15 protein-coding genes are annotated in these 18,293 nt (G+C 49.1%); 5 read left to right on the forward strand and 10 right to left on the reverse strand.

All coding sequences use genetic code 11. From position 1 onward, the window contains the following. Positions 1–233: 233 nt before the first annotated feature. The gene (locus tag ALO43_RS29875) at positions 234–560 is read right to left on the reverse strand and encodes a hypothetical protein (protein WP_147461973.1); all 327 of its coding nucleotides are present in this window, start codon (positions 558–560) and stop codon (positions 234–236) included. 661 nt (positions 561–1,221) lie between these two features. Next, positions 1,222–2,844: a methyl-accepting chemotaxis protein gene (locus ALO43_RS02710; protein WP_054997065.1), complete on the reverse strand. Its 1,623-nt coding sequence runs from the start codon at positions 2,842–2,844 to the stop codon at positions 1,222–1,224. 741 nt (positions 2,845–3,585) lie between these two features. On the opposite strand from ALO43_RS02710, the gene xopG reads away from it, so the two are divergent. Then, the gene (xopG, locus tag ALO43_RS02715) at positions 3,586–4,242 is read left to right on the forward strand and encodes a XopG/HopH/AvrPtoH family type III secretion system effector (RefSeq protein ID WP_054997066.1); all 657 of its coding nucleotides are present in this window, start codon (positions 3,586–3,588) and stop codon (positions 4,240–4,242) included. Between the two features lie 155 nt (positions 4,243–4,397). Continuing rightward, complete coding sequence (locus ALO43_RS02720; protein WP_054997067.1) at positions 4,398–4,622, forward strand: carbon storage regulator; 225 nt, start codon at positions 4,398–4,400, stop codon at positions 4,620–4,622. Positions 4,623–4,655: 33 nt separating this feature from the next. On the opposite strand, the gene ALO43_RS02725 is transcribed toward ALO43_RS02720, so the two are convergent. After that, positions 4,656–5,618 carry a tyrosine-type recombinase/integrase gene (locus tag ALO43_RS02725; RefSeq protein ID WP_054997068.1) on the reverse strand — a complete coding sequence of 321 codons (963 nt, stop codon included), beginning with the start codon at positions 5,616–5,618 and terminating at the stop codon, positions 4,656–4,658. A 332-nt stretch (positions 5,619–5,950) separates the two neighbouring features. Between ALO43_RS02725 and ALO43_RS02730 the strand changes: the two genes are divergently transcribed. Together ALO43_RS02730 and ALO43_RS02735 are read left to right on the forward strand one after the other, a co-directional pair. Then, the gene (locus tag ALO43_RS02730) at positions 5,951–6,199 is read left to right on the forward strand and encodes a type II toxin-antitoxin system prevent-host-death family antitoxin (protein WP_011152898.1); all 249 of its coding nucleotides are present in this window, start codon (positions 5,951–5,953) and stop codon (positions 6,197–6,199) included. 12 nt (positions 6,200–6,211) lie between these two features. Further along, positions 6,212–6,562, forward strand: coding sequence for a type II toxin-antitoxin system RelE/ParE family toxin (locus tag ALO43_RS02735; RefSeq protein WP_024659447.1), 351 nt, complete (start codon positions 6,212–6,214; stop codon positions 6,560–6,562). A 105-nt stretch (positions 6,563–6,667) separates the two neighbouring features. Here ALO43_RS02735 and ALO43_RS02740 read toward each other — a convergent pair whose 3' ends face one another. The 4 genes from ALO43_RS02740 to ALO43_RS28145 all read right to left on the reverse strand — a co-directional run bounded on the left by ALO43_RS02740 (position 6,668) and on the right by ALO43_RS28145 (position 13,685). After that, on the reverse strand, positions 6,668–7,072 hold the full coding sequence (locus ALO43_RS02740) for a DUF4279 domain-containing protein (RefSeq protein WP_054997069.1): 405 nt from the start codon (positions 7,070–7,072) through the stop codon (positions 6,668–6,670). Between the two features lie 27 nt (positions 7,073–7,099). Next, entirely contained in the window at positions 7,100–8,611 is a 1,512-nt protein-coding gene (locus tag ALO43_RS02745; RefSeq protein WP_122329459.1) for a DUF6531 domain-containing protein, read from the reverse strand. A gap of 764 nt (positions 8,612–9,375) precedes the next feature. After that, the gene (locus ALO43_RS02750; protein WP_235662530.1) at positions 9,376–12,180 is read right to left on the reverse strand and encodes an RHS repeat-associated core domain-containing protein; all 2,805 of its coding nucleotides are present in this window, start codon (positions 12,178–12,180) and stop codon (positions 9,376–9,378) included. Next, complete coding sequence (locus ALO43_RS28145; protein ID WP_083492095.1) at positions 12,177–13,685, reverse strand: DUF6531 domain-containing protein; 1,509 nt, start codon at positions 13,683–13,685, stop codon at positions 12,177–12,179. Before ALO43_RS28145 ends, ALO43_RS02750 begins: the two co-directional genes overlap by 4 nt. A 527-nt stretch (positions 13,686–14,212) precedes the next feature. Between ALO43_RS28145 and ALO43_RS02760 the strand changes: the two genes are divergently transcribed. Next, positions 14,213–14,509 (forward strand): TIR domain-containing protein, encoded by a 297-nt coding sequence (locus ALO43_RS02760; protein ID WP_083492096.1) that lies wholly within the window; start codon positions 14,213–14,215, stop codon positions 14,507–14,509. Positions 14,510–14,767: 258 nt separating this feature from the next. Here the strand turns inward: ALO43_RS02760 and ALO43_RS02765 are convergent, their stop codons facing one another. From ALO43_RS02765 to ALO43_RS02775, 3 genes are read right to left on the reverse strand one after another with little or no spacing between them, the layout of a single operon-like run. Continuing rightward, positions 14,768–15,271, reverse strand: coding sequence for a hypothetical protein (locus ALO43_RS02765; protein ID WP_054997071.1), 504 nt, complete (start codon positions 15,269–15,271; stop codon positions 14,768–14,770). Between the two features lie 36 nt (positions 15,272–15,307). Next, positions 15,308–17,479: a DotA/TraY family protein gene (locus tag ALO43_RS02770; protein ID WP_054997072.1), complete on the reverse strand. Its 2,172-nt coding sequence runs from the start codon at positions 17,477–17,479 to the stop codon at positions 15,308–15,310. Further along, entirely contained in the window at positions 17,476–17,802 is a 327-nt protein-coding gene (locus ALO43_RS02775; protein ID WP_054997073.1) for a hypothetical protein, read from the reverse strand. The genes ALO43_RS02770 and ALO43_RS02775 overlap by 4 nt, the downstream gene beginning before the upstream one ends. Positions 17,803–18,293: the final 491 nt, after the last annotated feature.

The raw sequence follows: 18,293 nt of genomic DNA on the forward strand, positions 1-18,293 counted from the left end.
GGGACTTGTTCGGAGATTCCCTAAAGGGTCAGCGTCTGTAGAGTCGAATAATTGGAACGCTGGGGCAGAGCAGGGCCTCACATTAGGACATTTACATGTTCCAGTGAGGCTCTATGTGCATTCCTACGTAGCGCTGACGGACGCGACGAGGACTTTGCGTACTGGCGCGGATGTTGATTGGCCTGCCTGCAGACCGGGGAGCGCCTAATGCCCTTCGGGCAGTCGAGGTATGACTACCTGATATGAACCTCAAGCCAGCCGTTTGAAATAGTGCGAACGTTCCTCTCAAAATTATTAGAACCTAGATTGAAATTACGTTCGACGCCTAAATCAGGCCCATCAAGAAGCAGAACAACAGCGTGATCAGCATGTTCAGATCGAACATGATGACCAACATGAACATAAAGGGTGCCGCCTACACGGGTGCGGACCGCTATGGCAGGGACAAAATCCCAGCCTTGAAGGTCATATTTGACATGTACAGAATCGAGAAAAATGTCGCCATCCTTGAGATTTTCGCCGCTGAAAGTGACATTCGCCTTGCCATCATAGCTGCTCATTTTTGAGGTCCTTTGAGTACAAAAAGCAAGAGTAGCAGTCGGATGAGTGAGAAAGGTAATTGCATACCCTATGTTGACAAACGGTAATAGCTACATGTAGCGGCTCGCGTTTGAAACACGCGTGCTCGCAATCAGCGCCTTTTTCGGCTCAGATTATTTGCGTGTATCCGGTGCAGTTGGCTCAGATTAACTGCATCCCAGCTCACGATATTTGCGACCAGCTCAAATTGCAGGTTGCCCGGCTCACGCTTTTTGAAACTGAATGTGAGTGCAGAAACTCGTGGTAATACACATTTTCTAGAAGTTGAAATATGTACAGATTTGCTGGACTCGGTCACCCCAGCCCTACCATGCCTGCGCCTAGAGAGCGGTTTTTGTCCAACAAACCCTCGTTTGTTGGACGTGCTAACCGGTGCTGGTTCAGTTGCAGCTAATGTGAGCCGGAAACGATGGAATGCAAGTCGATGCGGCTGAATGCAAGCTCGCTCGCAATTAATCTGAGCCAGACGGCTCCGTCAATCGCAGTTAACCTGAGCCGAAAATTGCGATGATTGCGAGCACGGCTGTTTTCGATTGCAAGCCGCTACACCTAGGCCCTTGTGGATAGGTCGCCTATCGCCCCTGATTAGGGGCTGAGGGAATGATCATCGCGATGAAAACCTTACAACTGAAACTTGCTCACTTCCTGCTGCAGGCTGATGGCGAGGCTCTTCAAACCTCCGCTGGTTTTGAGCAGCTCCTGAACCGACAAGTTGTTTTGTTCGGACATCTGCGCCGACCGCTCTACATTACGTGCTACATCCTGGCTGGCTGCAGTCTGCTCACGTAAAGCGAAGGAAATCTGATCAACCACTTGTAGTACTTTGCTTGAACTGTCACGGATCTCGATGATGGCCTGACCCGCAGTCCCGGCCATCTCGACGCCCTGGTTCACTTCCACTACACCAGTGCGCATGCTTTCGACCGTCTCCCGGACACCCGCCTGAATTTTCTCGATCATGCCAGCGATCTCTTTGGTCGACTTGCCGGTGTTTTGAGCAAGCAGGCGCACCTCGTCGGCAACCACAGCAAATCCGCGACCTTGTTCGCCGGCACGAGCAGCTTCAATGGCGGCGTTAAGCGCCAGCAGATTGGTCTGATCGGCGATGCCTTGGATAACACTGACAATCGACGAAATATGCTCAGAGTGCTGACCCAGATCTGCAACTTGAGCAGATGAGAGCTGCACAGTCTTGGCTATGCCATTCATGCTCGACAGGGTATTTTCGATGACCTGTGCACCATCTTGGGATTGCTGACCTGAGCGGCTGGCAAGCTGGTGAGCCTCATCGGCGTTTTCAGAAACGTGATGAATACTGACAGTCAGCTCTTCGATGGTAGCAGCCATCATAGAGGCCGACGTTGACTGCTCTTGAATCGCTCCGGAAAGTTGCTCGGACGCCCCGGAAATCTGCTGCACGGCAACTACCAGTTGATTGGCTGCCTGGCTTATCTGTTGAATCATTTCACGCAAGCGGATTTGCATGCGGTCGAAGGCTTTGGGCAGCTCATCATGACTACTTGTATCGATCACAGTATCCAGTTTGCCGTTTGCAATTGCGGTGGCAGCATCAATCGCCAGTTGCAGGCGTGCTGTAGTGCTGCGCCCCAGTGCAGTAGCAAGGATTGCAGAGAGCAGCGCTGCTGCAAGGCCACCGTAGATCAATACCATGATGGCAAAATGTTTGGCGTCGACCATTTCCTGGCTCCTCGTCACAAGCAGCTTGTTCTCCGCAGCAGTGATCTCGGCAAGCGTAGCTCGCATGCCGTCCATCTTCGCTTTATCGGCGCCTGATGTAACGAGCTTGTCCACTTCGTCAGAGGACGTGTTGCGCGCGGTCAGATCCCTGCGCATGGCGAGGATTTGATTGATATCTTCATCAAGCCAACGTTTCTGTGTCTCGCCAAGCGAGGCAAGTCGTCGCTGTTGCTCTGGATTATCCGCCGTCAAGCGCTTGAGCAAGTCAAACTCTTCAGAAAAGCGTTTTTGACCGGATATTAACGGTTCCAGAAAAGCATCTTTCGAAGATATGACAAAACCTCGCATACCGGTTTCAATATTTACAAGCTGCTCAAGTGCCGACTGTGACGCGGCAAGAACCTTATAACTATGAACATTATAGTCGGTCGCGTCTTCGACCTGTCCAAATCCTCGATAGGAGCTTGCGACCAAAGCGGCTATGAAGACGACAATGACGGTAAAACTAAAGTAAAGCTTTTGCGAAATACTAAGTTTGTCGAACATTATATCAGTCCTGAAAAACGAGCCTTTCCCTGGCATGATTAGAGTGTTTTAGTCATGCAGCGGCTACGGACTTCATTCCCTGCAGAGATAATGTCACTTGGCTATCATTATTGTGACACTTCTTGCTGCCACTGTGAGAAATTAATGTTTTCATGAGGCTAATTAACGCCTAATATCACAATAACTACTTGATATTTATAGCGATATATTTTGTATTAATGTAGTGGTCCGGTGGCGTTCGTTGGTCACAAAGTAGGAAAAGAGCAGAGCTTTGCCAAGACGTTATCCACCAGGACACTGCCCAAATGAATGCTCCGGCGGCCACCTTGAACGACAAATGATTGTGAACACCGGGTTGATGGTTCAGCTTACTGAGAGCGTGCAAGCAGAAATCGCAGCACACGGCGGTACGGATCAAGGCTCGGCTTTTGGGGTTCGGCCGTGCGAGGACAAGGTTGGACCTGACAGAAGTGCGGCTGAGGTGCCGTGGGTTTGTTGGCTGCTGTAATCCAGGATGACGAGTCACCCCATCCACCATCAGCTCCATTAACAACAGGAAAATTGTCCAGGTACACCTCGAACCGCGCCGGTCATAGAGGGTGGAACTATCCTCCCACACGAAGCCACTTAGCATCTCCATGATCACTGGATTACCGCCATGACGTCGTTGAAAACTCCTTGAGAAGTTTTAAAATCGTCACCTGATTTTTAGATTAACCCACTTAACCCCAAAGGAAGTTCATGATTACTTCATCGCGATACCCAGGCATCTATATTGCACCTCTTAGCAATGATCCTGCTGCAGCGCACGCATTCAAAGAAAAGGCAGAGGAGGCTCTCGACCTTATCAGCGCCGGTCCCTCTGGCGATAAGCTGTTGCGAAAAATATCTACCCTTTACAGCCAAAAAGAAAGAAAAATTACCCTAAAAGAGATAGAAATAAATAACCAGTGCTATACGGAACCAGTTCTGAGCAGGAGACAACTGGAAAAATACACGCCAAAAAATCATGACGAAAATACGTTCATTGCATCACACCTTTCACGAAAGGGGACCTTTACAAAGGGCGAAGGAAGCAACGCGATTATCGGCTGGTCGCCAGACAAAGCAAGCATCCGCTTAAATCAGAATGGCTCGCCTTTACACCTTGGGATGGACAATGCGGACAAGATAACGTCCTTGGCTCATGAACTCGTACATGCTCGACATATTTTGAGCGGCAGCTCCTTAGCTGATGAAGGGGATCGCTATAATCCTCGCACTGGCTCTGGCAAAGAGGAGCTCCGTGCCGTTGGACTAGACAATTATCGTTATTCAACTACAAAGAAACCTTCAGAGAACTCCATCCGTGCCGAACACGGGCTGCCTCTGCGAATGAAGTACAGGCCACATCAATAGCCAAATTTAATTGAGGCTGATATTTCGCTGATCGCACTGATATTCAAATCTCCTTTGCGCGGTGTGAACAGCAAAGCAGCGCAATTTGCACGATTATCCAATCAATTAACGCGGCCGTCGTGCCAATGATGATTACTTCAACTACAGGGAATCGTATGCTCCTTCTGACTCGCCGTGAGGGTGAAAATATTATGATTGGCGACAAAATTCAGATCCAAGTCCTAAGCGTTTCAGAGGACGCTGAGGAGGTATGTATCCAAATTGAAGCCCCGAATGTCGTTGCGGCCCAGTGCAGAGACGTTGATAGCGAAGTGACTGATCGAAAGCCGAGTCCTGTCATTACTCATAAGCGCCGGTGGCGTTCGTCGTTCACCAAATAGCAGTAAATAGCAGTCTGTAGCATGTGGTGAAAGTCAATATTTCACCTTATAGGTTGGCGAATCCTCGGGTCTGTTCTCCCGCCGATCATAGATCTTGGTTGTGCTGATGTTGGCATGGCCCAGCCAAGCCTGGACCTTGGCAATGTCGGCTTCATGCTCGAGGGCATTGGTCGCCGCTGTTGCACGGAGGCCATGCACGCCCAGTCCGGCGACCTGTCCCCCTGCCTTTTTGACATAGGCCTCGACCACGGTATAGATCCCGTTGGCCGAAACCCCGGCGCCTGTCAGCCTACCGCGTAGCGGTATGAACAGCGGCACCTTCCTGTCAGCCAAATGATGACCAGAACTTTCCAGATACAGGTGAATGCGCCCGGCCGCGATTGGATGCAGCGGTAGGTAGCGCACCTTTCCGCCCTTACCATGGATTTTCAAATGCTGAATACCGCGTCTCTCCTGGATATCGCTTACCTGCAGCTGCGCTGCTTCTTCGCGGCGCAGGCCGTGGTAGAGCAGCACCGCCAAAATGGCCCTATCGCGCAGGCCTTTCAGCGTGCTTTCGTCTGGGGCCTCAAGCAACGCCTTGGCCTGGTGATCGCCCAAGGCCGGAGTCTTGCCTTCGTTGCTTTCGATCTTCGGTCGTTTGACGCCATGGACCGGGTTACCGCCCGTGACTGCATTGCTGTCCAAGAGGTGATCAAAGAGGCTGGCCAGCGCGGCCAGTTTTCGGCGGATGGTGGCCCCGGCCAGGCCGCGTTGTTCCAGATCGGCGCGCCAGGCCAACACGTGCGACCGGGTGACCTGGCGAAAGTCGTCGGCGCTGGCCAGCCCTATAAAGGCAGAGAAATCGGTCAGGTCATTTTGATAGGCCCGGCGTGTGCGAGGGTTGTCAAGGTTGGCAAACCACTCGACCGCTGAGGGTACAGCCGCCAATTGCTGAAATTCGACGGCGGTCAGCCTGCGCGAGTCGTTTAAGACGACTTTCGTCACATCCTGCATGTAAATCCCTCGGTAGGGCTATCAATGATCACGAATTAAGATTTTAGTCACCAAAACGACGCCGCTGGTGAGCAGCGTACACCATCAACAATACGCGTCAATAATTGGTGATAACGTATTTTATCACCACTTTAAGGGCGGGTTTTGAATGATCGTCTGAAAATCCTGCATGAAAAGGCTAAGCGACGAAAAGCGAACAAATGGACTACAAGAGGATTTAATTTGGACTGAATGTGGTCTATGATGCGTTGTCGTTCGAGATTCAGCTCGACATTCACTTTTAAAGTTGCAAGCGTGGTGCCCTGGCAAAGGGCGCCCCTAGGAAGGAACTCATGCGAGTTGAAACAATTAGCTATCTGAAACGCAACGCAGCCGACCTGCCTCTCGATGAGCCACTGGTTGTCACGCAAAACGGTGTCCCGGCCTACGTGGTGGAGTCTTACGCGGATCGTAAGCGCCGCGATGAGGCCATTGCCTTGGTAAAGCTCTTGGCCATCAGTTCCCGCGAGTACGCCCAAGGCAAGCACTGTTCCACTGACGAACTCAAAGCCCGATTGAGCAGGAGGTTTGCTCACAAATAAATAGGAGCATAAATGAATACGTTTGCACTACGCTTTACCGAGGTTGCCCAGCAAAGCATTGAAGATCAGGTCGAGCACCTGGCTATCACTCAGGGATTCTCATCAGCTGCTCAACGCATAGATACCCTACTCGATGCCATCCAGGACAAGCTCCTGTCCACGCCGTTGGGCTACCCGGTCAGTCCTCAATTGAGTGAGCTGGGTGTACTGCACTATCGTGAGTTGAACACTGACGGATACCGGATCTTTTACGAGGTCATGGATTCTGATGGTATTACCGACATCGCCGTATTGCTCGTATTAGGCGGGAAACAAAGTGTGGAGCAGGCTCTGATCCGCTACTGCCTGCTCCAGCCGATGTAGCTTTATATGGTATCGAAAAATTGCACAAATATTTTTTAAGGAAGCCCGATCGACAGCCGACCGGGCGGGATTCCTATCTGTGCAAACTTATGTTTGGTAGATAGGTTAATTCGTCGTTATGGACGAACTAACATACAGATCAATATCTAATGAAGCACCTATACAACCAAGCCAATGAGTAATGAATTTTTCAAAATTCAAAGGTGGTGCACCGTTGGAGTAAACGGCACATGTAAGCTGGATTTCACATTCTGGGATTTCAGAAAAGCTTAAAAGCTTATCCTCTAGACCATTAAAGGTACGTATCATCCATTCGATATGGGTCATCAAATCTAAGTTTTTTGGTAATTTAGACTCGATGAACAAACCATTCTCGGTCTCAAGGATCTCAGTTTTCGATCTCTTATCGCCAGCAGCCCACATCTGGTCACCTTTAACTCCTATTGAGACAGAGATCTCGTCTGGCCGAATATTCTTGCTTGTAAACACCAAGCGGACATGATTTTCCAATGCTCAGATCCTTGAAACAGGGAGTGCTTATCGAGATGTGCTCTGCCGAGTGAGCTCACGTCCTTGAGTGTCATAGCTATATACAGTAACGCGGTTCGGTTCAATTACCCTGATTGGCAGAAAACGATCAGGGTCCCATTCGGTCGTGGTAGTGCGTGCCAAAGTAGTACCGCTAGCTTCGGTGCGGCTGATTTCCAGGCCGCGGTCGTTGTAGGCGTAGGTGCTGATTAAGCCTATGGCGTCTGTTTTGGTCAGTACGAGGCCACGGTCGTTGTAGGTGTAGCTGGAGTTGCTGGCTTGACAGCCCGGTGAAGGCTCTCCGTCAATTGAAGTTACTCGCTTAACACCACCAATCTGTTGGTACCGATAGAGCGTTGTTTTACCCAACTCATTGGTTACTGTACTTGAACCGTCGGCATTGTAAGTGACCTGTGTCAACCCGGCGGCTCCGCTGTGCTGACTGCTGATGGCTCGACCTTGATCATCATAGTTCCAAGTGGCAAACCGGACGCCTCGCTCGTCAATGATACCCGTAAGCAGCTTCTTATTCTCAGCCTCATATAGAAACTGTCGCACATCCGTGTGACCGCGGGACGTTACCTTCCTAGCCTTAAGTTGATCGCCATTGTATTCGTATTTGATTTCAAGCTCACCAGCAAGAAGACGTACTGGCTGCCCACGCAAATCAAGTGTGAGAGTAAGTTCGTGTCCCGCCCCCTGAACCCGAACCGAATCTTCACCATAAATGATATTGTAGATATCCCTATTCGGAGTTGAGAGTTGCGTCAAGCGCCCCTTTGAATCAAAACTCATGTTCCTTCCAGAGGATGAGGAGTAGGTCCAAGCACCGCCCTCTTTTTTAAGCAGGCCCAAATCGCTTGACTCTTGAACAATCACATCTCCTTTTACTTCGTAAAAAGTGGTAGTGCCATCTGATTTCACCAGACTGACTTTCGCTCCACCGTCAGTGAAAGACAGACGATCAGAAAACGTTGCCCGCCACAATCCATCCAGTGAATTATAACTCCTGCCAAAAATTAGGCTTCCATTTCGATAATCAACCTCATGCTGAAATTTATTTCCGGAGACTACGGAGATCGGATTACCGACACAGGCCAAATCTTGGGGCTTCCCTTTATCCTTGCTTTGTCCACACTCTCCGGAAATAAAATCGTAAGTGTGCCCTATCGCACACCCATCTCCGTAGCGAAGCGCCGAAAAATTTTCCGTAGTGTGAACTAGATCATATCCAGCATTTACTTCAGACACCAGTCTAAACGAAAAACGACATCCGACAGTCGCATCCCTATAAGAAGGATAAGTCACAGGATAGTAAATAGGTGTCGCCGTTATCGATCCCGGCACTAAAAGATATTGAGATCCCTCATAAGTGGTACGCTTCTCTACAATATGACGGCATGCAGCCAAAGTAGTTGAATAGTGAAATGCATCTGAGTCACTCCACGAATACTCTTCAGAAACTGCACCAAGAGAAAAAATAAAGCATACTAAACCCGCAAAAAATCGAACAATCAACATTTCAATCTCACTCTTAAATAAAACACTATCTCTAGCATGGCTCAGTTCAAGCGTATTTGCATTTCATGAAATAATTGTATTTAGCTATCTGCGGATAGCGCTGTCTTTATTTGAACCGGGCTCCACAGCGCGAAGTATGCGGCAGGCTTTCTATTTTGAACAATCTTTTTTTGGCAAAAATTACATTTCGCACATAGGCTTAGGCTGGTATCGATCCAGCGTTTTTTAGTCACCTTTCCATCGAAAGTGCACCGCTAGGTCTCAAGTTCGCCGGCAGCTTGCACGGTTCTTGGTACTTTTCCATCGACAGATAAGCCACCCTCTAGCCAAAACCGTTATGGTTGAATGAATCTATAGTCATCAGCGTAACCGGGCGACATTGAAATCCTAAAACTTATAACTTTTTCTTGAGAATTTTAATGAATATATCAGTAACGCAGTAGACAGAGATTCAGCTATCAGAAGCACTATGTATACACTTCTGTAGGAGTGCGTTAAAAATGCGAATAGTGCATAATGTATTAATAGTATTAAAACTCCCGCGGCAAGCGGTGTAGTAAGATTTCCTTTTCGCGCGTAGCGAGCAATAAACACCCACGTTAGCCAAGGAAAAAAACCAGCACCGAGTACTGAGAACTCAAAAAATTCCCACACCGTTCCATCTACCTCACGCCATCCAATATATCCAGAAAGCGATAGAGTTAGAAACACTGAAGTCGCTAGTGTTATGCAAATCACGCGTAGAAAAATAGTTATCTTCGCCATCAATTTTGTCCACTACGTGGGACTGGGTTTGGCGGAATACCTTGTGGCCATAAGTTACCGCCGTAAAATAGTGGGCCAATACCCACATCACGAAAAACATCGTTATGGTATGCATCGATCATATCACCAGTGACACCGTTTGACCCGCTATTAGAAGAAACATTTTTATCGTTAGATATTAGCTCAGCGCGAATTTTGTTGTAGATATCGGATTCAGATAAATCCGTCGTTCCACGTATCCAGGCGCTGGCTATGCCGACAGTAAGGAGACTGTTCACTGCACGATCTTCACCTTTACAAATATCTTCTGCTCGCTTGTAATAGTCACTTAGGTCGCCGGTGGTTTCGCATACTCGCTGCTCATAATAGCTGCAGACTCCCGTGTTTCCTCTCCCATTCCAATCCCAAGGAGCTAGCCCTCGAGGATCACTCCAACGCAGGGGGTTCGCACTAACATATCCGAATGTGTTGAGCCCACCACCCAATCCAATCGGATCACTCTGCACATACCGTCCTGTGTCCGGATTGTAATCCCGGTGATAGTTATAGTTCAGCTGCGTTTGCGCATCGTAGATCTGTCCTGGAAACCGCAGCACGATGCTTGTAGCCTTGCCATCACCGTCCACATCCTCTTCAGGCGCGCGTACACCATACGCATCGCTGTTCCAACCCCACAGCAGTGCCTGGGAGCTGTCTGTCGCCAATCTTGGTGTGTTCAGGTGATCGACATGCAGGTAAATCAGTTTGCTGCTGCTCACCTCGCCCAGCGTTGAGAAGTTGGCCGTCAACTGAGCCAGCGGCATATTGTCCAGCCAGAACCAATACTGACCACTGGTTTTCTGGCCGTTTCCATCGTAGAACGTTTGGCCGAGCAGCTTGCCGCTTGGGTCGTACAGGTAGGTGGTTGTGCCCGCCAACGTCTGGCTTCCCATCACGTAATCGCGTTTGATGATTCGCTGGCCTAGTGCGTTGTATTTGTAGTCGGCAATTTTGTAGATGTTTGCCTGATAAACCTCGCTCAGACGGCCTTGGCTGTCGTAGGTGAATCGACGGCCATTGATCTGCGTGTGGTTACCCGCAGCGTCCACAGGCAGTGTGGAGCCATTGACGCTGGTCAGCCGGTTGCTGTCGCTGGCATAGGTTAAAGACTGAGTCTGCGTGGCATCACTTGTGGTCAGGCTGGTAGTGGTACGCTGAGTCCTGTTGCCTGTGGCGTCGAAGCTGTAGGCCTTTTTGAGGCTATTGGTCTGCTCCTGCGTCAAACGACCCAGCGCATCATATTCATACTGCACAGCCCCCCACAGACTGGTGGCTGTCTCGGCGATGTTACTGTCAGCGTCGTACCGATAAGTTGTTTGCCAGTTGCCGACTTGCTGCTGGGTCAATTGATAGTCCTGGTCATAGGTTCTCGACAGCAGGATACCGTTGCCCCAGGTAAGAGAATTGACTGGACCAAAAGGCTGGTAGGAGATGTTGCTTGCCAGTGTTGCTGTCTTGTTACCGATGGCGAGTTTGATGCCCGTGACCTGTGCCGCGCTGTTACGCGTGTAGGTCAGGTTGATATTCGATGGATAGCCGATCTGAATCAGATTGCGGGCGGCGTCATAACCGTAATTCAGCGTTTCGTAATAGTCGCCGCTGTTAACGCCCACCGAGCGATACTGCCTGACCAGATTGCCCTTGGCGTCGTAGGTATACGTCAGAACCCCGGCACTGTCCTGTAGACCTGTGAGGTGGCCAATTCCGAGATTGCCATCAGCAGTCTGATCATAGAGAAACTTGATGTTAAGCGCAGGCGTGGCTGGATAGCTCTTACTGGTAAGGCGATTGAGCGCGTCGTAGGCGTACTCAGTCACAACCCCACGTGCATCAGTGCTGCGAATGAGATTGTTGGCCTCATCGTAGGCGTAAGTGCTGGTGCCGCCATCGGGGCTTTTGCTGCTGATGCGATTGCCTAAGCTGTCGTAGGTGTACAGCGTCGTCACGCCACGCGGGTCAACCACTTTGGTGACCTTGTCGTCAGCGTTGTAGCCCAAGGCAGTTACACCTTGCAAAGGGTCGACGATCTTGCTGACCCGATTCAAAGCATCAAACGCCTGCTGCGTTTTATGATTACGCGGAGTGGTATCGCTCGACTGATTGTCGTTCAGGTCATAGCTGTAGCGCTGCGTCTGATCATCAGCACCGACTACCCGGATCAATCGACCTAACTCATCGAACACCCTTCGCTGAAGGTGGACCACTGCGCCATTCGCGTCCTTGGTCCGCTCCGCCGTCCGGTTACCCATTGGGTCGAGGGTGTAATTGATGCTTTCACCAAGCCGATTGCGCACCCCGATAAGCCTACGGGCATCGTCATAGCTGTACTTGACCCAGTTGCCATCCGCCGTGGTCACTTGCAACAGATCACCGACTTCGTCGTAAGCATACTGGGTTGTCGATGAATCAACAGTCAGGCTGGCCAGCCAGCCTTGAGGGGTGTAGCTGAGGGTCGTCACCACCCCGTTTGGGTCAGTGACACTTTGCGGATTGCCGTAGCTGTCGAAACTGGCAAGCGTATACACCTGACCCAGCGCATTGGTCACCGTTAAGAGGTTGCCTTGAGCGTCGTAAGCGTATTGAGTGACGTCATTCACGTCAGTGCGTGCGCCATCCACACTCGCAACCTGCCCGAGGGCTGTGTAGGTTCGGCTGATCGTGCCTGCCTGGGCAGAACATGCCAGCCAGGCGCAGGCAATACCTACTGCAGCCTTACGCAAGAAAGAAACGGTCATGCTCAGATCCTTGAAATAGAAAGTGCTCATCGGGATGTGCTCTGCCGAGTGAGTTCACGTCCTTGATTGTCATAGCTATACACAGTCACGCGATTGGGTTCAATTACCTTGATCGGGAGAAAACGATCAGGGTCCCATTCTGTGGTAGTGGTGCGCGCCAACGCAGTGCCGGTAGCCTCGGTACGGCTGACTTCCAGGCCACGGTCATTATAATCGTAGGTGGTAACCAAGCCTTTGGCGTCTGTTTTGGTCAAAACCTGGCCTCGGTCATTGTAGGTATATACCGAGTTGCTTGCAGGACAATTGGCCGAGGGTTCACCTTCAATAGAGCTAATACGTTTAACGCCCGATATGTTTTTATATCGATAGACCGTTTTCTTACCGAGCTCGTTAGTAACAGTACTCGAACCGTCAGCATCATAGTTTATCTGTATTAGGTTGGCCCCACCGGCATGCTGGCTCATTGTAGACCTGCCTTGTCCATCATAAGCCCAAGTCGCAAAGCGAACCCCTCTTTCGTCTGATATTCCAGTCAACCAGCCAGTATTACGCTCATCTTCATAGTAATATTTTCGGCTCGACGATGCACTGTTTTCTGTTTTCACGACCTCGATCAATCTGTTATACATATTGTATTTATAGTCAATACGCAGATTATTAACTGCCACAAATCTTAATTGACGCAACGGTGTTTCCATGAACTGAATGGATTCCCCCATTGTATTACTAATCACGACACTGCGATCAAAACCAGCCGCGGCGTAGGCTAAATTATACTCCCCACCATGGGATGCGGTTGTTTTAACCAATCTTCCGTCTTCAGAAAAAAATAATACATTATTTGATGGATCAGTATAGCGCCAGCCAGACTGTTGTAGCTCCGTTAAAATACCTGAATCGGTATCAGACTTATAACTACCATTCACCATATAAAAAACGGCTTCTCGCCCATCGTCATGAATCAGCACCACAGACTCGGAACCGAAGTACAAGGAAGAAGAATAACTATGCCTCCAAAGGCCATCAAAACTGTTATAAAATCTATCTATCAAGATCGGACTCAGCACTCCAACGCTTAAATCATGCTCGTGTTGAAACTTATTACCATTAGCTGAGTTGATAGGATTTCCTACTTCGCTAGAGGGATTGCTACACAAAAGAGGTTCTAACGGTTTACCTTTTTGAGCGGTTTCTTTACATCTTCCTGTAGAGTGATCCAGCGAAGAGCCCGGTTTACAATCTATTACCATGTGACTAGAGCCACCAAAAAAAATATCACTAATTCCATCATTCCCCCCACAGGCATAAAGTTCTACATCACCTATTTTTCCATTGTATCTATTGAGCTCTGGCTTATAAATTAGATCCGGGTGCATAGAATATGTCAGCTCGCAAACCTGTGAAGGATTATCAAAAACAACATACCAGCTAGAAGTCCAGAATGAAAACTGTTGCGCTTGCGCGGGAGTCAGCGAGAAAAAGGATATTAGCAATAAAATAACTTCTGCTCGATTGTTTTTGACTTTCTTGTTCATGTAAATTCTCCATTTTAAAACTGTAATTCTTATGAAGGAAACCGAGCTTATATACTTAGATATCGATAGGTGGCTCTCTCTGTTTTTTCAAAGGAACTACTCGCACGTAGAGTTTTCACTCAATATTATCCCTTCAACTTAGGCGTCCACTTTTCTTTCATTTTATCAAAATGCATGCCCCGAATATTTTTCGTCATTGTTTGATGACTTGTTGTTTTTTTCGGCACATAAATTGAACAGCCGCGCTGCCCAGCCGATCGAGTTACGCTTCTGTCGTAACTCGTGCTACCAGAATAAACGCACCCTCTACAAGGTAATTTTTCTTGATGCTCAAAGCCTACACGTAGGTATTCGGACCTCCCATCCGATCATCATGCATATTTCGCCCGGCGTCCAGATCGTTTTTTGAAAACAGTTATAACTATTCTTGCGTTGGGCCAGGTGAGCAGAAGCAATCGCAAACGCGCGTTTCGACACCGATATAGCCCGCATCGGCGCAGACCACTTTTTCAACACCGTGTAGCAGTTTGTCAACCTGCGTTTTGCCGTGGTGCTACTTACCCCCTGACGATGAGGGCTGCGCCAAGGGCGCTACGCCGGTACCGCGAGCCCGACAGAACGTCTTGTTAGAGCTGGGTTATTTCCTCGGTCGTCTCGGTCGCGACAAAGTGTTTGCGCTGAAGCGCGGCACTGTGGAGATCCTCAGTGATTTCGCGGGTGTCGTTTGGGAGGCCAGGGACGGCAATGGGTGGAAGCAAACCTTGGGCCGTGAACTCGAAGCCGCCGGACATGCCATCGATTGGAACAAGGTCATGCGAGCGTGAGCCAGCCGCTTGCTCTGTCTTCGCCAAGTATTAGCCTGCCGGCCATTGTGACAGGGGAGTGGGCGCATGCATGGCCGGCGCCGCGCCTAAATCAGCTTTGATGAGGTGGAGCGCATCAGGGGCTGGAGCATCTGGTGCTAACGTCAGAATCCTCCCTCAAGCAGCGCCGACATGGGATGGCCGAACACGAGATCCTGGTACTAAACGAAATTCCCACCCAACTGGGATAAAAAAACCGGGCCTTGAGCCCGGTTTTTTTTATCCCATCGCGGTTATCAGCTGCGATGTGATACGTTCCATATCGTGCGTTCGCACGGGTATGGTTATTGATGGATAGTCATAATTTCTAAATCGCAATATGACGTACTGGAAGTGCTTCTCTGAGGTTATATCGGTGGCCCACTCTGTGATTTCTGAGAGTGGCATGACTTTTTGGATACCGTTGTAATCGTCGATCAAGACAGCCGTGCCTGCTTTTGGGTCTATTCCCACGTAGCGACGGCCCGCTTCATCAGAAATCTGGACCTTGGCTGAAAAGCCCGCCGGAGCGATTGACATAACTATCTTATGCAGTCGCTCCGCGTAGCGGCTCTTTAAGGTTTTGATGAGCAAGCTGCCTCCAAACATCCAGACAAAGGTCAGGCCGATCAGCCCAAGCGGCCGCAGGGCGTGGCTATTATAGATAATTACAATTGCTACCCAAACTATGATTAGGCTTAACATATTTCCTAACCAATGAATAATCTTAATTAAAGAAAGCATAATTAACTCCCCTAGACAATATAATTAATGAGCACATTAACCGTGCATGCCGTCTCCACCACTAGGCTTGCTATTGCCCGGCTTCCTACCTGGCATGCCAGACTTAGGTGCCATGTGCTCTAGTTTTCCAGCGAAAACCGAGATAGCCTGTCGTGTTCGGTCATTGTCGTCCCGGCCTACAGTAGCGGATGCCTGACCACCTACCCAGTTTATGACCTGATCTGGTACGATAAAAATCAGGTTGAAACTGCTATGAATTAAGTTCAAACACATCGAGCAATAAACCGCGACAAAGAAAAGAGCGCTGAAAATTCCTGTCATGGAGTCGTACTGAACATTTGCTATGGCTATTCCAAATAGGTTGTTTAGTAGCGTGCCGCCCGCAACCACAATAGCCCCGCCCAAGAAAAATCCGACTACCATCAGTGTGGGTCGAAACATACAATTTAAGAGGAAGAGATAACCGTGTGCCGTTCTCTGTCCCATGCCGTCACCTTCACCGCCAAGATGGGTAAAAGCCCAAAGCGGTGCTGCAATGATTGCTTCTCCAACGACAACAAGCCAATTAATTGCTGCGCCGAACCAAATAATGAAAGGCGTCATTGGTAAGTATATTGATAAAGTCGCGCCTAGTAGAAACAATGCGAAGGTCGCCATTATGATAAATGGAGACATTGCATCAAGTAAACCTTTACCAGCATCCAATCCTCCTGAGAAGAAGTTTACAAACTTTGTCGTTAACCCCACAGCGTTATTACCATCGGTAACCCTTTCCAAAGCTTTTAAACCACCGTATGTGGCTACGGCAACTTCGGCTGTTCCCATGAGCGTGTCACCAAGGTTCTTCATCTTGATGAGCGGGTTAAGCTGACCGCCTTGCTCTCCATTGAAGTTAACATCCGTTACCAGTGAGGCTGTTATTTTCTGCATTGGAGCAAAAAGGTGGCTCATCACTTTGCTTGTTTCGGTTCCCTGTGAACCGCTTGCGCCCAAAGGATTTGCATTAGTATTTGTACTCTTTTGCACCGCGTAGGCGTCCATCGCGCCTTGAAAAAGATTGACGACAGCAGGGTCTCCACCCGATGAAGGGCCGTATGAGCCAGCTTTGGCGGCAACGGCATCAGTCAGTTTTGTATTGGCCTGGGCAAATGTTTGATACCAAGCGCCTAGCGACCACCACCCTGCCTCTTTGATGCTCGTGCTCATCTGATTTGAGAGCGCTTCAATATCTCCCTGCTTAGTACCGACGCTTTGGTTAACTGTGATTTCGTAAGCCTGAGCTGCGGACTGGATCACCCCTTCGACATCCGAAATATCTCCAGCGCCATTTTTTTTCTGAACAACTTCATTAACGAAGCTGAGAGCGGAATTGGTAATCGTATTTTGCATTGCCACCAAAGCGTCGAGATGCGCTTTACGGATTTGTGAAGTATCAATCGTGCTGGAAAACCAGTTTGACGATGACGACTGGGCTTCGAGATCCGCATTGATGTCGGCTCCACCACATATGAAGCTTTTGTTTTTTAGGACGAAACCGGAGCTCGTCGGCACCTGCTGGACGTAGCCGCCTTGTGTGACAAGTCCGCCTTGTGCAGCGGCCTCGGCGAGACCGGCGTTTATGCCGTGCATGCAGATATTGGCCTCAAATAAATTATGGCCAAGCTGGAGAGTGCTTGGCATGGCCGGTTGCACCACCATTCCTTTCCCATCTTCAAAGGCACTAATGGCGGCATCTGTACTTAAATTGGCAATACCTATACCCATAGTGGATGCGGACCAAAGCATGAGCAATTGCGAAAGAGACCATCCGTTGGCGGTAGGTACTAAGGAAACAAGCCCCCACACTATTCGTACAGGTCCCCACACTGTTGTATTTTGCTTGTCAAACACATCGCCATCATGAGCCGTGCGAGTTAACTTCCGAAAGATGATATAGCAGGCCCATAGTGACACAACGACCAGGAGAGCGCCGTTAAGTACTTGAAATATGCTAGCTAGAATAGTATCGACGCCGCCAGTCTCGCTGGAGGCAAGAGGGTTGTTAACCACGTCGCCATAGATCGTCGCAAGAGCTTGACGGGACAAATCGTCAGTTTTTTTGGATGCGGTAGTTATTTCACCGATTGTTGTGCCTTCCGCAAGCACAGGCAACACAACAACGCAGGAGAAAACAAAGGCAATACAGGCAAACAGTCTGGATAGTTTCACTTGTCTTCAGCCTCAGTTTCTGGGGATTCCCGCTTAATTTCCCAATTAAAGACGTGAAGCCACCAATGCTTCCGCTGGTAATAATCTCGTGGTAATTTTCCTGGGTTACGGAGCAACCAGAGATTGCCATCTGCCGCGAATGCACACCCGATAATTCCCAATGTCATCACGGCCCAAAATGCTTTGTATTTCAGCATGATGAATACGTGAGGAGTTGCGAACGGCCACCCGAATATCAGGCCAATTGTTGAGAATACAACAAAGAATAGGATCACCCTTTTTGATGTTTCTTGATGATTTATCTGTTGCTCGCGATTGTCCATTATTTACCCCTGGTATTGGAAACAGGTCGGTATAGATTTCTTTATTGTAAGTTTCTTGAGTGTTGCTATACAAGTATGTCTGGAATGCATATTTTTTTATTGTTAATGAGTTTTCGTATAATTGTAATGTGCGAAATTTAAATCCGCTTAGAACTCCGGTTTTGCAGGGTTTGGTCTAAATTCATTTGCTTTCCTTATTTTGTACTCATGGCATAATACGAAAATAGATTTATGAGTTTGATGGGAATTGCCGGTCTCGAGTGCTCTAGCTAAGCTTCAGGAGCTTAAGTTCATCGGTGACCTATTGAACGCGATCTGCTGCATCCGAATCCTGTTGGGTCGTGAGGAGCATGCTGCCTAGGAACGGCGTTCCGGCTGATATGATTTTTTCTCTTCTTGTATGGGTGACTGTCTGTCACCTGAAATCAGGTTGCACATGCCACACAGTCACCTGAAGCGAGGCAATGCATGCCAACCTGTCAGGTGACTGG

The organism is Pseudomonas tremae, assembly GCF_001401155.1.
GTDB classification, from domain to species: Bacteria; Pseudomonadota; Gammaproteobacteria; order Pseudomonadales; family Pseudomonadaceae; genus Aquipseudomonas; species Aquipseudomonas tremae.

Bases quoted from the DNA above. Each gene is read 5' to 3' on its own strand.
- ALO43_RS02735 (WP_024659447.1), top strand. From the start codon at position 6,212: ATGAATACGTTTGCACTACGCTTTACCGAGGTTGCCCAGCAAAGCATT.
- ALO43_RS02745 (WP_122329459.1), bottom strand. From the start codon at position 8,611: ATGTTGATTGTTCGATTTTTTGCGGGTTTAGTATGCTTTATTTTTTCT.
- xopG (WP_054997066.1), top strand. From the start codon at position 3,586: ATGATTACTTCATCGCGATACCCAGGCATCTATATTGCACCTCTTAGC.
- ALO43_RS02750 (WP_235662530.1), bottom strand. From the start codon at position 12,180: ATGAGCACTTTCTATTTCAAGGATCTGAGCATGACCGTTTCTTTCTTG.
- ALO43_RS02710 (WP_054997065.1), bottom strand. From the start codon at position 2,844: ATGTTCGACAAACTTAGTATTTCGCAAAAGCTTTACTTTAGTTTTACC.
- ALO43_RS28145 (WP_083492095.1), bottom strand. From the start codon at position 13,685: ATGAACAAGAAAGTCAAAAACAATCGAGCAGAAGTTATTTTATTGCTA.
- ALO43_RS02765 (WP_054997071.1), bottom strand. From the start codon at position 15,271: ATGCTTTCTTTAATTAAGATTATTCATTGGTTAGGAAATATGTTAAGC.
- ALO43_RS02720 (WP_054997067.1), top strand. From the start codon at position 4,398: ATGCTCCTTCTGACTCGCCGTGAGGGTGAAAATATTATGATTGGCGAC.
- ALO43_RS02730 (WP_011152898.1), top strand. From the start codon at position 5,951: ATGCGAGTTGAAACAATTAGCTATCTGAAACGCAACGCAGCCGACCTG.
- ALO43_RS29875 (WP_147461973.1), bottom strand. From the start codon at position 560: ATGAGCAGCTATGATGGCAAGGCGAATGTCACTTTCAGCGGCGAAAAT.
- ALO43_RS02725 (WP_054997068.1), bottom strand. From the start codon at position 5,618: ATGCAGGATGTGACGAAAGTCGTCTTAAACGACTCGCGCAGGCTGACC.
- ALO43_RS02775 (WP_054997073.1), bottom strand. From the start codon at position 17,802: ATGGACAATCGCGAGCAACAGATAAATCATCAAGAAACATCAAAAAGG.